The following is a 17,251-nucleotide window of genomic DNA, read 5'->3' as shown; positions in this document are numbered from 1 at the left end:
GCGTTGATGAAGAGACAAACGTTGCAGGCTCACACGCGAGGCTCGCTGGCCTGAACCGGCGGCGCCTCCACGTGGGCCGTGTGCCGCCGGTTCATGTGGGATTCGAACTTGTTCTTGTCGAACATCTTCTCCCATTTCGACAAGACGAGCACGGCTACCGAGTTGCCAATCACATTGGTCGTGGAAGTCGCAATGGCAAGCACGCGGTCGATGCCGAACAGCAAGCCCACGCCGGCAAGCGGCAGCGCGCGCGAGGTCTGGATGGTGGCCGCGAGCTTGACGAGCGCGCCGCCTGCAGCGCCCGCTCCGCCCTTGGACGTGAGCATCATCACCGCGAGCAGCGCGAGTTGTTGCGTGAGGCTCAAAGGCGTGTCGGTCGCCTGCGCGATGAAGCCGACGCCGCAGGCCATGTAGAGGCACGCGCCATCGATATTGAAGCTATACCCCGCCGGCAGCACGAAGCCCACCACGGCTTCGTCGCAGCCCGCCTGTTCGAGCTTGCTGACGAGGCGCGGCAGCGCGACTTCGCTCGCGGCCGTGCCCATCGCGAGAATGGCTTCTTCCTTGATGAGCGAAAGGATCCTGAAGATCGAGAATCCAGCCAGGCCAGCCACGACGCCGAGCACGACGAACACGAAGCACAGCGTGCTTGCGTAATAGGTGAGCACATAGCGCAGCAGGAAAAGCAGCGTGACGCTGCCGTAGCTGCCCACGGCCGCGGCCATTGCGCCGAATGCGCCAATTGGCGAGAGCCGCATGATGAAGCCGAGCATCTTGAAGACGACCGTTTGCGCTTCCTCGATCAAGCGGAACACGACCCAGTCGGGCTTCGCGCAAGTGGCGAGCGCGAAGCCCGTGAGCAGCGAAACGAACAGCACGGGAAGAATGTCACCGCTCACGAACGCCGAGACGAGCGTATGCGGAATGATGGAGGTGAGAAAGTGCGTGAACGAGAAGTCGCCGGTCGTGCCTGCCTTGATTGCTGCCGCGGCGCCTTCGCTTGCGCTGAGTGAGCGTGCATGGAGCCCGTCGCCGGGGCGCACGATATTGACGACCGCAAAGCCGGTCAGCATGGCGAGCGTGCTGACCACTTCGAAATAGAGCAGCGTCTTCACACCGAGCCGGCCAAGGCGCTTGAAGTCCTTGATGTGCCCCACGCCGTGCACGACCGTGCAGAAGATGATGGGCCCGAGCATCATCTTCAGTAGCGCGATGAAGCTCTCGCCCAACGGTTTCATTTTCACGGCCTCGTGCGGCGCGAGCAGGCCGAACGCAATGGCCAGCGCGATCGCAATCAGCACCTGGATGTACAGCTTGCGCAACAGCCTCACTGTCTCCTCCGTTGTGATTGTTCATACGGAATTATGGAGGGGGAGGCTGGTCTTCAGGCTTTGCGAAACGTTAATAAAGCCATCTGTTCTATTTATCGATATGGCTTAAAACATGCGTTGTGCGTGCAGCAAGATTCATTCCGCAGTCACTGCTGCCCGGCAAGCTCCTCCAGCAGCCAGTCGCGGAACGCAACCAGCACGGGGTGGCGCTGAGCACGCTCCGGGTAGACCAGGTAGTACGAACGCGAGCTTGGCACCGCCTCGAACGGGCTGAGAAGCCGGTTCTCATTCAATTCGTCTTCGACCAGCATGCGCGGCACGAGGCCCACGCCAATGCCGGCGACGACCGCCTGGATCAAATGCGAGGTCAGCTCGAAACTCGGGCCCGGGCGCAGCGCGTCGTGAGGCAAGCCGAAATGCGCGCACCATTCGCGCCATGCGTCGGGAAAGCTGCGCACGCGCAGCAGCGTGAGGCCGTCGAGCGATTCGATGGTTGGCGCAGCGGCCCGTCGCTTCGGTTTTCTCGCGAGCGGCAACGCGGTGGGGTTGCCAACCAGCACCAGCTCTTCCGCATAGAGCCTGTGCGCCGTGACGTCGGGCCAGCGCCCGTCGCCTACCACGATGGCGGCGTCGAGATCCTGAGTCGAAAAATCGGCCGCCTCGATGCGCGAGTCGAGATCGATCTGCAAATCGGGGTGTGCCTGATAGAAGCGGTGCAGGCGCGGCAGCAGCCATTTGGCACCGAACGTCGGCAGGGTCGCAACGCGCAACTGCGTTTTCGGCGCGTTCGCCGTGAGGGCTTGCAGCGTCGCGCTACGGATCAGCGTAAGCGCGTGAGAGATCTCGGCCATATAGGCTCGGCCGATATCGGTCGGGACGATGCGTTTGCCCTCGCGCGTGAAGAGCGGCAGGTCGAGCATCGCCTCGAGCGCTTGAACCTGGCGGCTCACAGCGCTCTGCGTGAGCGACAGCTCCTCGGCGGCACGCGTAAAGCTCTCATGGCGGGCGGACGCTTCGAACGCGAGCAGCAGCGACATGGAGGGCGTGAGCTTGCGGTAATTCATTCATAAACCTCATGATCAACCCAACCATTTTACGTTTGCCCGGTGCCGGTTGGGAGGCGACAATTTCATGCCAGAAAGGGCCATATTGCGCCCAGCACGAGATTTCGAGAGCCACATGACCATTGCCCAGCTTACCATCGGCGAATTCGGCAGCCCCCTGATCCGTCAATTTTTGCATGAACTGGAGGCGTCGGGTTTCGAAGGCGAAGTGGATGCGAGCCATGCCACGCGCACGGTGCTGGCCACGGACAATTCGATCTACCAGCGCTATCCCCAGGCGGTGGCGTTCCCGCGCCACGCGCAGGACGTCGCACGGCTCGCGAGCCTGCTCGGGCGCGACACGTTTCGCGGCGTGGCGGTCGCGGCGCGCGGCGGCGGCACGGGTACGAACGGGCAGTCGCTGACCGAAGGCGTCGTGGTCGATATGTCGAGACATATGAACCGGATCCTCGAAATCGATCCGGTGGCGCGTACGGCGCGCGTGGAGGCCGGAGTGGTCAAGGATCAGCTCAATGCCGAATTGAAGCGCCACGGGCTCTTTTTCGCGCCGGAGCTGTCGACGTCGAACCGCGCGACCATCGGCGGCATGATCAGCACGGATGCGAGCGGGCAGGGCAGTTGCACCTACGGGAAAACGCGCGACCACGTGCTCGCGCTGGAAACGGTCCTCGTCGGCGGTGAGCGTCTGTCCAGCGCACCGGTCGATCGGACCGCACTCGGCGCGCTTTGCGCGCGCAAGGACAAGGTTGGCAAGGTTTTCCGCACCGCGCGCGACATCAGCGAGCGCGAAGCCGGTCTGATACGCGAGCGTTTTCCCGCGTTGAACCGTTGCTTGACGGGTTATGACCTCGCTCATCTGCATGACGGCGAAGGGCGCTTCGACATCAACAGCGTGCTGTGCGGCTCGGAAGGCACGCTCGGCTTCATCGTCGAGGCAACGCTGAACGTGCTGCCAGTTCCCAGGCACGCCGTACTCGTCAATGTCCGCTATGAGAGCTTCATGGATGCCCTGCGCGATGCGCGCGCGCTGATGGCGCATCGCCCGCTCTCGATCGAAACCGTGGATTCCACGGTGCTGCGGCTGGCGCGCGAGGATATCGTCTGGCAAAGCGTGGCCGAGTATTTCCCCGCCGACGAAGGAGTGGAAGGCGGTGCGAACGGCATCAACATGGTCGAATTCAGCGGCGACGACGCGGACGCATTGCGCGCGCGCGTGGCGGCGTTCGCCGAGCACTTGGGCGCGGACGCGAGCGTGAAGCGTCTCGGCCATACGATTGCCGATGGCGCGGCGGCAATCAATCGCGTCTATGCGATGCGCAAGCGCGCGGTGGGCTTGCTGGGCAATGCGCGCGGTGCGAGCCGCCCGCAGCCCTTCGTGGAGGACACGGCCGTGCCGCCCGAAAATCTTGCCGACTACATTGCCGAGTTTCGCGCGCTGCTCGATGGTTTCGGTTTGCGTTATGGCATGTTCGGCCACGTCGATGCGGGCGTGCTCCACGTGCGCCCCGCGCTCGACATGCGCAATCCCGACGAGGCCGCGCTCGTGCGCCCCATTTCGGATGCCGTGACTGCCTTGACAATGAAGTATGGCGGCCTGCTGTGGGGCGAGCATGGCAAGGGCGTGCGCTCCGAGTACGTGCCCGAGTATTTCGGGCCTTTGTATCCGGCGCTGCAGCGGCTCAAAGCGGCATTCGATCCGCACAATCAGCTCAATCCAGGCAAGATCGCGACGCCTGCGGGCACGAGTGCGGCGCTGCTGAAGATCGACGCGACGACACTGCGCGGCGAACTGGACCGGCGCATAGACGAGCGCGTCTGGCAGGCCAACGCCGACGCCGTTCATTGCAACGGCAACGGCGCGTGCTACAACTTCGACCCGAACGACGCCATGTGTCCGTCGTGGAAAGCCACGCGCGAGCGCGTGCATTCGCCAAAGGGCCGGGCTTCGCTGATGCGTGAATGGTTGCGCAGGCAACAAGATGCCGGAGCGGATCTTGTCGCGCCGCCGGTTGCGGCGGCGTTGCCGGTGCGCATCGTCAATAGCGTGCGCAAGCACCAGGGCGAGCAGGACTTCTCGCACGAGGTTTATGACGCCATGGCGGGTTGTCTGTCGTGCAAGTCATGCGCGGGGCAATGCCCGGTAAAGGTAAGCGTGCCGGAGTTTCGCGCGCGCTTTCTGGAGCTTTATCACACGCGCTATTTGCGTCCGCTGCGCGACTATTTGATCGGCGCGCTCGAATTCACCGTGCCGCGCGTGGCGGCGGTGCCTGGCGCAAGTGGCGCGTACAACGCGTTGATGAGTGCAGGTCTCGTCAAATCGTTGCTCGCACGCTGCATTGGCCTTGTCGATAGCCCGTTGTTGAGCCGTGTGTCATGGCGCGGGGTGTTGCGCAAGTCGGGAGCGGAGATCGCGACGCCCGAACGGCTCGCATCGCTTGGCGAAGCCGAACGCCAGCGTAGTGTGATCGTGGTGCAGGACGCGTTCACGCGTTACTTCGAGACGCCGGTTGCCTCCGCGTTTCTCGAACTAGCCGCGCATCTTGGATTCAAGGTATTCGTCGCGCCTTATTTCCCGAACGGCAAGCCGCTGCACGTCCAGGGGTTTCTGCCGCGGTTTCGCCGCGCCGCGCGGCGCAATGCGGCGCAACTGGCCACGCTTGCCAGCTCGGGTGTGCCGCTCGTCGGCATCGACCCGGCCATGACGCTCGTGTACCGCCAGGAGTACCGCAAGGTGGATGGCATCGAGGCGGCGCCAGAGGTGCTGCTGCCGCAGGAATGGTTAATCAGCGTAATGCACGGCGCGCTGCGCAGCCGAGAAACGGCGCATCGCGCGACGGCGTCGTTCCGCCTGCTGCCGCATTGCACCGAGCGCACCAACGCAAGCGCCGCCACGCTCTTGTGGAAAGACGTATTCGCCGCAGCGGGCCTCGCGCTCGCGACGCCGGCTAGCGGGTGCTGTGGCATGTCGGGCACCTATGGCCACGAGGCGCGCAATCGCGCGACTTCGGAAGCGATCTTCGAGCAATCGTGGGCGCGGCATGTCGATGCGGCATCTACGGCGGCGCAAGGGGCGGAAGAACTGATCGCCACGGGTTATTCGTGCCGCTGCCAGGTGAAGCGCTTGCGCGGGCGTCAGTTGCGTCACCCGGTTCAGGTGTTGCTGGACGCCCTGCGCTGAAGCAGATCAATAGTCCCAGCGGCCCCGGTCGTGCCACTCGCGTTCGCGCCACTGCCGTTCGCGCCATGCGTGCTCGCGGCGTTCGTGCTCGCGCCACTCGTGTTCGCGCCACTGCCGCGCGCGCCAGTCGTCGTCGCCTCTCCAGTCGGTCTGGATGGGAGCCGGGGCATAGACCGCGCCTGGCACGCCAACGCCCACGGCGACATCCACATGGGCCAATGCAGCGGTCGAAGCCGCCAGTGCCGTTGCGCCCAGTACCAGGCCGAGAATGGTCTTCTTCATATCGCGACTCCTTCGCACGTTGTGTGCGTTCTTGATGAGCACGGTTCGGAGTCTAGGCGTCGCCCCCGGACACAGGTGAAACGGTGCTGCGAGATTCGTAACAACGAGTTAAGCGCGCGCCGCGGTGTTGCCATGAGCATCGCGCAGCGCATTGTTCAGTAGCACGATGGATTTATCGTGATGCAGCGCCTACACTCGAAGGCGAACCGCGAGTCGAGCCGGTGTTTATTGCGTCCCCGCTCCAGCCAGCTTTTTGCACCCGATGCCAAAACGAATCTTGTTTGTCGACGACAACCGCGACGTCGCAGATGCGCTTGCGGCGCTCGTCGAGTTCGAAGGCCATCAAGCCCAATGTGCGGCAGATGGACAAGAGGCCCTGCTCGTTGCCGGGTCGTTCCTTCCCGAACTCGCCTTCGTGGACTGGAAGCTGCCTGACATGAGCGGCGGCGAGCTGGTGAGTCAGCTTCAGCTCAACCCCGCTCTGTCGAATACCCGGTACGTTCTGCTCTCGGGTCACACCGATCCGGATATCGCGGCCAAGGCCGCAGCCGCTGGTTTCGTTAAATGTCTGACGAAACCGGTGCGGCTCGAAGACCTGCTGGCCTGCCTGTGACGCCGGTTGTGCGTTGTAGCTAACTCGACCGGTTCCACCGGAAGCCGGGAACAATAATTGCGCACTTCGTCTCACTCGTGGCGAGCCTCGAATCTCCACGAGCCTCGTCGTTCCGGTATTCCGCAGCGTCTCCTCGGAGCAGAGTCGCGTCATGAACAAGGAAGTTCCACCGCAGATCGAGCGCCCCTCGACCCGCTGGCCCGGTGAAATGGCGGAGCGCATCGCCGCGTTCGACTGGAGCGATACGGCGCTCGGCGCGCGCGCAACCTGGTCGGCCAGCCTCGTTGCCGCGATCAACATGCTGCTCGCCGCGCCTTCTCCGCTCGTCATGCTATGGGGCCGCGAAGGGACGATGGTCTACAACGACGCCTACGCGGTTTTCGCGGGCGGCCGGCATCCGTTCCTGCTGGGCAAGCCTGTCGAAACCGGCTGGCCAGAGGTGGCCGCGTTCAACCGGAATGTCGTCGATACGTGCCTGGCCGGCGGGACCCTCGTCTTTCAGGACAAGCAGCTCGTGCTGTATCGCGAGGGGCACGCCGAAGACGTCTGGCTGGACCTGAGCTATAGCCCGGTTTTCGAAGACGACGAGCGGCCGGCGGGCGTCCTCGCCATCGTGTTCGAAACAACGGCGAAGATGCAGGCCGAAAAGCAGCGCAAGGTGGCGGAAGACGCGCTGCTGCAACTGACCCAGACACTGGAGCAGCGCGTAGCCGAGGAAGTGGGCGCGCGCGTGGCGATGGAGGAGCGGCTGCGTCAGGCGCAAAAGCTGGAAGCGATCGGCAGTCTCACGGGCGGCGTGGCGCACGATTTCAACAACGTCTTGCAGGTCATTTCCGCCAACCTGCAGCTCATCGAGCTTTCGACGAAGGGCAACGCCGCGCTCGAGCGGCGCGTGGCCGCGGTTAGCAACGCGGTGTCGCGCGGTGCGAAGCTTGCCGCGCAACTGCTGGCCTTTGCGCGCAGGCAACCGCTCGCGCCGGCCGTTCTGAACCCCTTCCGGCTGGTCGAAGGCATGGCCGAGATGCTTCACCGCACGTTGCCGGAGACGATCGAACTCGCCATTGTGCCGGCGCACGAGAGCTGGAATATCTGTGCGGACCGCAGTCAGCTGGAAAGCGCGCTGTTGAATCTGGTCATCAACTCGCGTGACGCAATAGACGGACCAGGACGCATCGGCGTGTGCCTCGCGAACGTCGACGCACGGAACGATGAAGCGGCGCGCAGTGACGGCGTGCCAGCAGGCGAATACGTTCGCCTGCGCGTTTCGGACTCGGGCTGCGGTATGCCCGAGCACGTGAAAGCGCGCGTGTTCGAGCCGTTCTTCACCACGAAGGCCGTGGGCCAGGGCACGGGACTCGGCTTGAGCATGGTGCATGGGTTCGTGGCGCAGAGTTCGGGCCACGTCTTCATTGAAAGCACGCAAGGCCAGGGCACTACCGTCAACCTCTATTTCCCGCGCAGCCTGGAAGCGGAATACGACGCGTACAAGCCAGGCGTTGCGAGACAGGAGCGCGGTGGCGAGACCATTCTTGTTGTCGAAGACGACGCGGAGGTTCGCATCGCCGCGCTCGAAATGCTGGCGCAGCTCGGCTACAAGGTGCTCTCCGCGCAGGACGGCGAGCACGCGCTCAAACTGATCCAGAGCGGCCAACGTTTCGACCTGCTGTTCACCGATGTCGTGACGCCCGGTACGGTGAGAAGCAGCGAACTGGCTCGCATTGCGAGCGGGCCGCCTTATCACGCCGAGGTCCTGTTTGCCTCCGGCTACACACGCGACGTTATTTTCCACGATGGCAAGCTCGACGAGGGCGTTGCGCTCATTAGCAAGCCTTATCGATTCGATGAGCTTGCGGTTGCCGTGCGCAACGCGCTCAACAAGGCCGATTGATTGACGTTGCCGCCTCGTCAGCCCTTCATGCCGATCTGCGCGCGCCCGAGCGGCGTCAGGTCGTCGACGGTTGCGCGCCCAACGAAATCGACTTCGAAATGATCCGTCGGGAAATCGGGCGGGCTCTTGCCTTCGAGGAAGCTCGGCAACTGCCGTGCGAGATACGCGTCGTTCTTGGCGCAAGACGGCGCGGAAGCGATGTACATCACGTTGCTGTAGCCTTTGCCGCGATGCGCATCTTCCACGGCATGAATGACGTCGCTATGCCAGAAGACGGTGTCGCCCGGCTGCATCAGCGGAATCGACGAAAGCGCGTGGAAAAGCGGCGCGTGGTACTCCGGCTTGATCGACAGCGCGCGGCCCGGCATCGCGCCGCACAGGTCGTCGTCCGCAATGTCGTCCTGCAGCGCGCGCAGCAGGATATAGACCATCGCGTTCGCAATGGGCACGAGTTGCAGCGTGCCGTCGCCGGGGCCCTGCTGCGTGAGCGCCGTCCAACCTTGAAACGTGCGGAACATTGAGCAGACAGCGGGTGACGGAATCTCTTCGACCTCGGTGCGCCACGCGGCGTCGAACGCGTCATAGTCGCGCCAGTTTCCGGAGAAGACGTGGCGATAGACCTTGCGGAAGTTCGCCTCGATCCAGCGCTCGACCGAGCCGCCGTCGCAGTGGGCGGAGAGGCCAAGCGACTCGGAGCCAGGCGGGCGGCGGCGCAGCCGGTCCGCATAAACCGGCACGTGATCCGGGTCGAAATGCACGCGGCCTTCGCTCTCGGCACGCCACAGCCGGTTCAGGAACACGCGCGCCTGTGTGAGCTCCGGCGACTGGCGCGCGAGCACTTGCGGCTTCGACCAGTAAACGCCGTAGATCTGCGGCTTGCTCGAGGCCAGCTGGCCGAAGTATTTGTCTTCGGCGCGATGAAGCAGCTTGCGGTCGAGGTCGTTGCGCTCGACATAGTCCGCAATGTCGTCGTCCCACTGCGCGACGCGCGATCGGTCGAACACCTTGCGGATCACACAGGCGCCGCGCGCCTTCACGAGCGCAATCTGCTCCGCGCTAACCCGGTTGCCGACGATGTCCGAAAACGCAATTTCGGGGATCACGGGCTCACCCCGGTCGCGAAGCTGGGCAATGCGATGCGCCTCTTCCTGCATGGCCGATTCGACTTCGGCGAACACCGCCTTGTAGTTGGGCAGTTTTTCCCGCAGTTCCTGCTTCGCCCGGCGAATAGCCGCGGGCAGGTCGTCGATATGCAATGCCATTTCGTTGTCTCCACCGTGGTGTTTTCGAATGATGGGAGCGTACGCCGGCGCGGCCTTAGCCAGTGATATTATCGGGTCAATCTTTTTGTACTTTCAGCCATGAAAGCAGCGTACGAGCACGTCGACTTCGGCAGCAGTTGTTCGGTGCGGGTTTACCACCGGCGCTTGCCGCGCATTCCGTTCGAATGGCATCACCACCCGGAATACGAGCTCACGCTGACGATGAACAGCCAGGGCAAGCGCTATATCGGCGACTCGGTCACCGTTTATGGCGCAGACGATCTCGTGCTCGTGCCGCCGGACATGCCGCACACCTGGTCGTCCAATCGCTCGATCGATCCTGCGGATTCGCAGGTGGCCATCGTCATCTGGTTCGAAGGCAACTGGGTGCAGCGGCTCGCCGACGTTTGCCCGGAATACGCGAGCCTGCGCAACCTGTTGCGCCGCGCGGCCTGCGGACTCGTCTTCGAAGAAGGCGCCGGCGCGCATATGCGCGGTTATCTTGAGCGTCTATTGTCGGCGGACCCGCGCGAGCGTCTGGCTGCCGTGCTGGATATCCTGGTCTGGTTGACCGGGTTGCCTGCCACCCAGCTCGCGACGCCCAGCGCGTTCGAGGGTCGCGTTGGCGCATCGTCAGGCTATGAGCCTGAGCAGTTGAACCGCGTGCTGGCGCTAATCGAAACGCAGTTCTCGCAACCCTTGCGGCTTTCCACGCTCGCCAAGGCCGCGGGTCTTTCTGAGCGCACGCTGACGAGACATTTCGTGCAGCACACGGGCGAAAGTGTGGGGCAGTACATCGCGCGGGTTCGAATCGGCCATGCCTGCCGGATGTTGACCGAAACGCAGCTGCCCGTTTCCGTGATCGCCGCGCGCTCAGGCTTCCCCAACGCGGCGAACTTCAACCGGCAGTTCAAGGCCACCAAAGCGCTCACGCCAGTGGCTTACCGGCAGCAATTCACGAGCGCGAAACGCGCCGAAGATCATGTGGCGCCGCCGCTTACGGAGCGCTCGCCATCGCTCGAACTTGCGCGGCGAACGGCGAGCAGAAAGCGTCGCGTGCGCCGCGCCTGAACTGCTTGCGCGGGGCGCGCATTGCCGTTTCTATTGCCCAATCGGCCGAGCGCGGGGTTCAGGCATCACGAACGGCCCCGACGTGACCTAAGCGAACCGTAAGCCAGTCGTTATGACTCGCTATGCCTGCTCGTCTCAGCGATTTCCCTGGAGTGCTGTCATTCGCCTCGGGAATGTGTTGATATAGCGAAAAATCGCACGGTCGGACAGAAAATTGCACGCACGATAAGAAATGCCCAAACAAAGGAGACAGTCCATGAGGATGTTGCGCTCGTTGGTGGTTGGTGCGGTTGTATCGTCAGCGTTGGTAGCCGGGGCCGCGCAAGCGGAGACGGTCAAGATTGCCTTCATCGATCCGCTGTCCGGCTTGATGGCATCGCTCGGCACGAATCAGCTGCACAGCTGGCAATACACGGCCGATTTCGCCAACGAGCATAACTGGGCAAACGGCACGAAGTTCGAGGTCGTGGGATTCGACAACAAGCTTTCGCCCCAGGAAAGTCTGACGCTGCTGAACCAGGCCGCCGATCAGGGCATCCGCTATATCGTGCAGGGTAATGGTTCGTCGGTCGGCCTCGCGCTGGAGGATGCGGTGGCCAAGTACAACTCGCGCAATCCGGGCAAGGAAATCGTCTACCTGAACTACGCCGCGGTGGACCCGGCCATGACCAACGCACGCTGTGACTACTGGCACTTCCGCTTCGACGCGAACGCCGACATGAAGATGGATGCGCTCACCACGTTTCTCGCGCGCGACAAGGACATCAAGAAGGTCTACCTCATCAATCAGGACTACTCGTTTGGTCACGACGTCTCGCGCGTGGCGCGCGAGGACCTGAAGAGCAAGCGCCCCGATATCGTGATTGTCGGCGACGACTTTCATCCGCTCGCGCGCGTGAAGGACTTCTCGCCTTACGCCACCAAGATCAAGGCGTCCGGCGCCGACACGGTGATCACGGGCAACTGGGGCAGCGACCTCGCGCTGCTCGTGAAGGCCAGCAAGGACGCGGGCGTGACGTCCAACTTCTATACCTATTACGCAGGCACGACCGGCGTGCCGACGGCCATGGGTGCGTCCGGCGCGGACCACGTGAAATACGTGGGCGTGTTCGGCCCGAACACGTCGAACAATCCGCCGGTGGTGGGCCAGATCATCGAGGGTTACAAGAAGAAGTACAACGACGACTACTACCTGGCGACTGCCTATGCCGCCATCGAAATGCTGAGCAAGGCGATGAACGCGACGAAGTCGACCGATCCCGTCAAGGTGGCCAAGGCCATGGAGGGCATGACGGTGGACGGCATGAACGGTCCGGTGACGATGCGCGCCGCCGATCACCAGGCGCAGCAGTCGCTCGTGATCGCGACATGGACCAAGGCGGACGGCAAAACGGTAAAGTACGACCAGGAGAACACCGGCTATGGCTGGCGCACCGACGTCCAGCTTGGGCCGACCGCGGCAACGCAGCCGACCACTTGCCAGATGAAGCGCCCGGGCTGAGCGTGCTCTCGCTACGACACTTCACAAGGATCATCGGGCAGTGGAATTCCTGACCATCTCTCTGTTGAACGGCATCGGCTACGGGCTGCTGCTGTTCATGCTCTCGTCGGGCCTCACGCTGATTTTCAGCATGATGGGCGTGCTCAACTTCGCGCACGCCAGCTTTTACATGCTCGGGGCCTACTTCGCCTACACCATTGCCAGCAAGATCGGTTTCTGGCCCGCGCTGGTGGTGGCGCCCGTGCTCGTGGCGTGCGTCGGCGCGCTCGTCGAGCGTTTCGGGTTGCGCACCGTGCACAAGTACGGGCACGTGGCGGAGTTGCTGTTCACCTTCGGCCTGTCGTATCTGATCGTGGAGGGTGTGAAGCTGGTCTGGGGTCTCGCCGCCGTGCCGTACGCCGTTCCGCCTGAACTGAACGGGGCGCTGTTCAAGGTGTACACGTCGGAATTTCCGAAGTATCGCGCCTTCATGATGCTGATCTCGATTGCGATGCTCGCGGCGCTGTATCTGGTGTTGACGCGCACGCGCATCGGCCTCGTCATTCAGGCGTCGCTCACGCACCCGGAAATGGTCGAAGCGCTCGGGCACAACGTGCAGCGCGTGTTCATGCTGGTGTTCGGCGGCGGCGCGGCGCTCGCTGGCCTTGCCGGGGTGATTGGCGGCAACGCGTTCGTCACGTCGCCTTCGATGGCCGAGTCGGTGGGCACGATCGTGTTCGTGATCGCCGTGGTGGGCGGCATGGGCTCGCTGCCGGGCGCGTTCATCGCCTCGCTGCTGATCGGCATCATGCAGACCTTCGCTGTCACGATCGATGCGTCGCTCTCCGATCTGTTCTCGCTCGTCGGCATGACGGTGACGGACAGCACGGCGCTCTCGTCGCTGTGGCGCATGCCGGTATCACAGGTCGCGCCGATTCTGCCTTACCTGCTGATGGTGCTCATGATGATCCTGCGCCCGCGCGGGCTGCTCGGCAAGCGGGAGGGCTGAACGATGAAACCGCTCATTCAGGCCGGCGCCGGTTCGGGCATGCAACGCAACGGACTGCGGCAAACCGCGCATTCGCTGCGCTGGATCATTTGGGGCGCCACGGTGCTCGTGATGCTGGTGCTGCCGCTCGTGTTTTCCAGCGGCTTTGCCATCGCGCTGCTTTCGCAGATGGGCATCATGATCATCTTCGCGCTCTCGTACAACATGCTGCTCGGGCAGACCGGCATGCTCTCGTTCGGGCACGCGGTGTACTCCGGGCTCGGCGCGTTCGTGGCGGCGCATGTGCTCAACCAGATCGGCGCGAGCCATTTTCCGCTGCCCGTTTCGCTGCTGCCGCTGGCGGGCGGGTTGGGCGGCATGCTGTTCGGCGTGCTGTTCGGCTATGTGACCACGCGCAAGTCGGGCACCACCTTCGCGATGATCACGCTTGGCATCGGCGAAATGGTGGCGGCGAGTTCGCTCATGTTTCCCGGGTTCTTCGGCGGCGAAGGCGGCGTGCCAACCAACCGCACGGTGGGTCATGCGGTGCTCGGCATCACGTATGGACCGGCGATCCAGGTGTACTACCTGATCGCGGCGTGGTGCCTCGTGTCGATGATCGCCATGTACGCGTGGACGCAGACGCCGCTCGGCCGTATTGCCAACGCCGTGCGCGACAACCCCGAGCGTGCCGAATTCGTCGGCTACAACACGCAGCGCGTGCGCTTTTTCGTGATGGTCCTTTCGGCGTTCTTCGCGGGCATTGCGGGCGGTCTCTCGGTAATCGACTTCGAGATCGTGACGGCAGAGAACGTCGGCGCCGCGCAGTCCGGCGGCGTGCTGCTGGCAACGTTCATCGGCGGCGGAGCGTTCTTCTTCGGGCCGATCATCGGCTCTATTTTGTTCGTGCTGTTTGCGGTGGCGTTGTCCAATCTCACGCCGGCATGGCTGCTTTACCTCGGATTGTTCTTCGTGCTCGTGGTGATGTATGTGCCGGGCGGCGTGTCGAGCCTGCTGATGAAGCAGGTGCCTCTCATCGCGGCGCGCAAGCTGCATCGCATGGTGCCTTCCTATGTAGCGACGCTGGGTGCTGCGCTGATTTTGCTTGGCGCGCTCGTGCTGACGGTCGAACTCGTCTACAAGGTGCAGATCGATCGTGACAACGGCACCGCCATGGCGTTCTTCGGCCTTACCTTCGATGCCGCTTCATGGAAACCATGGGCCGTCGCGGCGGTGCTGTGGGCGCTGGGCGCGCAGGCGGGACGCCTCGCGGCTGCGCGGGTGCGCGAAGCGTGGGATGGCGTGCAACGGGAAATCGCAGGGAGCAACGTATGACGGCCGCACTGGAGTTGCGTGAAGTCCGCAAGAATTTCGGGCGCACGGAGATCATTCGCGGTGTGGACCTGACTATCGCGAAGGGCGAACGCCATGCGCTGATCGGCCCCAACGGTGCGGGCAAGTCGACGACGTTCAACCTGATCTCGGGCCGCATGGCGCCGAGTTCCGGCACGGTGGAACTGAACGGCGTCGATATCGGCGGGCTGCCGCCGTACAAGATCAACCGCATGGGGCTCTCGCGCAGCTTTCAGGTGACGAACATTTTTCATCGCCTGTCGGTGTTCGAGAACTTGCGCTGCGCCGTGCTGTGGTCGCTCGGTTACCGGTATTCGTTCTGGCATCGCCTCGAGCAATTGCGCGACGCGCGCGAGCGCGCCGAAGAAGTGCTCGAGTTGATCGGCCTGCAGGGGCGGCACGACACGCTCGCCGGGCTGCTCACCTATGCCGAGCAGCGCGCGCTCGAAATCGGCATCACGATTGCGGGCGGCGCCGAGGTGATCCTGCTGGACGAGCCCACGGCGGGCATGAGCCGCTCCGAGTCGGATCACGCGGTGGAACTGATTCGCCGCGTCACCATCGGCAAGACGCTGGTGATGGTCGAGCATGACATGAGCGTAGTCTTTGGCCTTGCCGACCGCATCTCGGTGCTCGTGTACGGCGAGGTGATCGCCACGGACACGCCGCAAGCTATCCGAAACAACCGTCGCGTGAAGGAAGCCTATCTGGGCACCACGCTGGACGAACCCGCAGGTGCACATTGATGGCGACCGCCAATTCCATGCTCGAGGTGCGCGGCCTGCATGCGTACTATGGCAAGAGCCATATCCTGCACGGCGTCGAAATGCGCGTGGGCGAGGGCGAGATCGTCGCATTGCTCGGGCGCAACGGCGTGGGCCGCTCCACGTTGGCCAAGGCCATCATGGGGCTCGTGCGGTGCGAGGGGCAGATTTTGCTGCGCGGCGAAGAAGTGCGCGGGCTGCGTACGTTCGAGGTTGCGCACCGGGGCATAGGCTATGTGCCGGAAAACCGCGATATCTTCCCGACGCTCACCGTGCGGCAGAACCTGATGCTCGGCGAAAAGCGCACCAGGTCGCGCCAGAAGCCGCGCTGGCAGTTCGACGACATGTACCGCATGTTTCCGCGCCTGAAGGAGCGCGAGGACACGCCCGCGGGCCTGCTCTCCGGCGGCGAGCAGCAGATGCTGACGCTGTGCCGCACGCTCATGGGCGACCCCGACCTCATCATCATCGACGAACCGACCGAGGGGCTCGCGCCGCTCGTCGTCGCGCAGGTGGGCGAGTACCTGAAGGCGCTGAAGGCGCGCGGCATTTCGGTGCTGCTCGTCGAGCAGAAGCAGGCCATTGCGCTCGATATCTCGCAGCGCGTCTACGTCATGGGGCACGGCCAGATCGTGTTCGAGGGGACGCCGCAGCAGCTCAAGGCCGATGCGCGCGTGCGCCAGGAATGGCTCGAAGTGTAGGGCGCGCTTCGACCGGTTGCTCTGCGGCGCAAATTCCGCCTAGCGTGCAGGCAAGTTATTCGGCGAGTAAACGGGCTGCTGACCGACAGCGCCAAAAAGATCCTCGGGCTGGCCGTTCATACGCTGCCGGATGGTGTCGTTGACGACCATGCCCGCAGGGAAGGCCCGCGGCCCCACTCCGGCGACCAGCCAGCCGCGATCCGCTACCCATTCCCGGTGCCGCGGGCCCAATGGATTGGATTGGACGGCAACGGGAGGCTGCAGGGCGAAGTGCAATCCCACGTCCGCGTGCTGCAACCTGTCCACGATCCAGAGCAAGGCGCCGTCGGAGAGCCCGTGATCGGGATAGCCGCCGCCAACATCGCAATGGCCGCCGGGAAAGAGCGCTTGCGTCACGTTCGGGTTGGGATTCCACAACGTCGGCTCGAACGGCTTGCGTTGCTCGTCGAGCGAGACCGCATGGATGCCTATGCCAATTTTCGGGCTGAGATTCAGATCGCAGAACCGGAACAGATCGATCGCGGACCCCTGATAGTAGATTGGGATGCCGAGCGAACCCACCGTATCCCAAACCGCCACCGCGGCGATGTTCGCATCCACAAAGGAATTGGCGTCCAAAGGCTTGGGGTTGGAGAAGGCGTTATGGATCGTCAAAAACTCCAGCACACCGTCCGCTATCTTCTGGAACGTTGTTTCGTTGCCGTGTCTCCATCGATACCAGGCCGCCACCGCGGTGTCGTAACGATTCTGATCGTCAAGGGCAGCGAGTTCCGGCCGCAGCAGCCCCTGCCCGGCAATCAGTCCCGCCAGCGCTCGCGCGGTGTACGCGCCGCGGCTGAATCCGACGATCACAATGCTGTCGCCCGGCTCGTAGTTGCGCGAAATATAGGTATAGCCACGAGCAATGCGCGCGACGACGCCGACACCGAACGCGCCGCCCGCGACTTTATCGATCAGTTGCTGGGAATTTCCAACCCCGTGAATGTATTTCGCGATTTGTATGGGTTGGCCATTCGCGTCTAAGAGGGCCTTTTCCATCTCGGCGCCGCCCCACACGGTTTCTGGAGGCAGCATGTTCCCATCGAGCCACGCGAAAAGCTTGCATACATTGGTCAGTTCAGGCTGGCATCCCGCTGCCGCTTCAGGAGCGGCGCCATCGCCTTTTCCTGCCGGATCTTCGGGTCCGTTCCACGTGCCGTCTGCGCAAAAGACGATCGTTTTGGACATCGCTGGCTCCTTGCACGCAATTTCGACGTCAAGCTTGTTCGCAATCCTG

General features: G+C 63.4%; 14 protein-coding genes. 9 read left to right on the top strand and 5 right to left on the bottom strand.

Annotated elements, in window-relative coordinates; translation table 11 throughout:
* Window positions 1-29 precede the first annotated feature (29 nt).
* Both U5A58_RS29690 and U5A58_RS29685 read right to left on the bottom strand, forming a co-directional pair.
* The gene (locus U5A58_RS29690) at window positions 30-1,331 is read right to left on the bottom strand and encodes a cation:dicarboxylate symporter family transporter (RefSeq protein ID WP_321964084.1); all 1,302 of its coding nucleotides are present in this window, start codon (window positions 1,329-1,331) and stop codon (window positions 30-32) included.
* 146 nt (window positions 1,332-1,477) lie between these two features.
* Window positions 1,478-2,395 (bottom strand): LysR substrate-binding domain-containing protein, encoded by a 918-nt coding sequence (locus U5A58_RS29685; RefSeq protein WP_321964082.1) that lies wholly within the window; start codon window positions 2,393-2,395, stop codon window positions 1,478-1,480.
* A 115-nt stretch (window positions 2,396-2,510) separates the two neighbouring features.
* Here U5A58_RS29685 and U5A58_RS29680 point away from each other — a divergent pair, with 115 nt between their 5' ends.
* Window positions 2,511-5,573, top strand: a complete 3,063-nt coding sequence (locus U5A58_RS29680; RefSeq protein ID WP_321964080.1) for an FAD-binding and (Fe-S)-binding domain-containing protein — start codon at window positions 2,511-2,513, stop codon at window positions 5,571-5,573.
* 6 nt (window positions 5,574-5,579) lie between these two features.
* Here the strand turns inward: U5A58_RS29680 and U5A58_RS29675 are convergent, their stop codons facing one another.
* Window positions 5,580-5,855: a hypothetical protein gene (locus tag U5A58_RS29675; protein ID WP_321914391.1), complete on the bottom strand. Its 276-nt coding sequence runs from the start codon at window positions 5,853-5,855 to the stop codon at window positions 5,580-5,582.
* A 277-nt stretch (window positions 5,856-6,132) separates the two neighbouring features.
* Here U5A58_RS29675 and U5A58_RS29670 point away from each other — a divergent pair, with 277 nt between their 5' ends.
* Both U5A58_RS29670 and U5A58_RS29665 read left to right on the top strand, forming a co-directional pair.
* Entirely contained in the window at window positions 6,133-6,468 is a 336-nt protein-coding gene (locus U5A58_RS29670; RefSeq protein ID WP_321964079.1) for a response regulator, read from the top strand.
* A gap of 151 nt (window positions 6,469-6,619) precedes the next feature.
* Complete coding sequence (locus U5A58_RS29665; RefSeq protein ID WP_321964078.1) at window positions 6,620-8,356, top strand: ATP-binding protein; 1,737 nt, start codon at window positions 6,620-6,622, stop codon at window positions 8,354-8,356.
* A 17-nt stretch (window positions 8,357-8,373) separates the two neighbouring features.
* On the opposite strand, the gene U5A58_RS29660 is transcribed toward U5A58_RS29665, so the two are convergent.
* Window positions 8,374-9,618 (bottom strand): DUF1479 domain-containing protein, encoded by a 1,245-nt coding sequence (locus tag U5A58_RS29660; protein WP_321964077.1) that lies wholly within the window; start codon window positions 9,616-9,618, stop codon window positions 8,374-8,376.
* 99 nt (window positions 9,619-9,717) lie between these two features.
* On the opposite strand from U5A58_RS29660, the gene U5A58_RS29655 reads away from it, so the two are divergent.
* The 6 genes from U5A58_RS29655 to U5A58_RS29630 all read left to right on the top strand — a co-directional run bounded on the left by U5A58_RS29655 (window position 9,718) and on the right by U5A58_RS29630 (window position 15,975).
* On the top strand, window positions 9,718-10,689 hold the full coding sequence (locus U5A58_RS29655; RefSeq protein WP_321964076.1) for an AraC family transcriptional regulator: 972 nt from the start codon (window positions 9,718-9,720) through the stop codon (window positions 10,687-10,689).
* A gap of 256 nt (window positions 10,690-10,945) precedes the next feature.
* A complete protein-coding gene (locus U5A58_RS29650) occupies window positions 10,946-12,190 on the top strand; it encodes a branched-chain amino acid ABC transporter substrate-binding protein (RefSeq protein WP_321964074.1) in 1,245 nt (414 codons plus the stop codon).
* Window positions 12,191-12,230: 40 nt separating this feature from the next.
* Window positions 12,231-13,178 (top strand): branched-chain amino acid ABC transporter permease, encoded by a 948-nt coding sequence (locus U5A58_RS29645; protein ID WP_321964073.1) that lies wholly within the window; start codon window positions 12,231-12,233, stop codon window positions 13,176-13,178.
* Window positions 13,179-13,217: 39 nt separating this feature from the next.
* Window positions 13,218-14,492, top strand: a complete 1,275-nt coding sequence (locus U5A58_RS29640) for a branched-chain amino acid ABC transporter permease (RefSeq protein ID WP_321964173.1) — start codon at window positions 13,218-13,220, stop codon at window positions 14,490-14,492.
* Window positions 14,489-15,256, top strand: a complete 768-nt coding sequence (locus U5A58_RS29635; RefSeq protein WP_321964072.1) for an ABC transporter ATP-binding protein — start codon at window positions 14,489-14,491, stop codon at window positions 15,254-15,256. Before U5A58_RS29640 ends, U5A58_RS29635 begins: the two co-directional genes overlap by 4 nt.
* Window positions 15,256-15,975 (top strand): ABC transporter ATP-binding protein, encoded by a 720-nt coding sequence (locus tag U5A58_RS29630; RefSeq protein ID WP_321964071.1) that lies wholly within the window; start codon window positions 15,256-15,258, stop codon window positions 15,973-15,975. The genes U5A58_RS29635 and U5A58_RS29630 overlap by 1 nt, the downstream gene beginning before the upstream one ends.
* 39 nt (window positions 15,976-16,014) lie before the next feature.
* On the opposite strand, the gene U5A58_RS29625 is transcribed toward U5A58_RS29630, so the two are convergent.
* Window positions 16,015-17,202 carry a DUF2235 domain-containing protein gene (locus U5A58_RS29625; RefSeq protein WP_321964070.1) on the bottom strand — a complete coding sequence of 396 codons (1,188 nt, stop codon included), beginning with the start codon at window positions 17,200-17,202 and terminating at the stop codon, window positions 16,015-16,017.
* Window positions 17,203-17,251 lie beyond the last annotated feature (49 nt).

It is taken from the genome of Paraburkholderia sp. J7 (assembly GCF_905220155.1).
In the GTDB taxonomy this organism is placed as follows: Bacteria; Pseudomonadota; Gammaproteobacteria; order Burkholderiales; family Burkholderiaceae; genus Paraburkholderia.
Note: the sequence above shows the minus strand (reverse complement) of the source record. Positions and strands in the feature narration are given on the sequence as shown.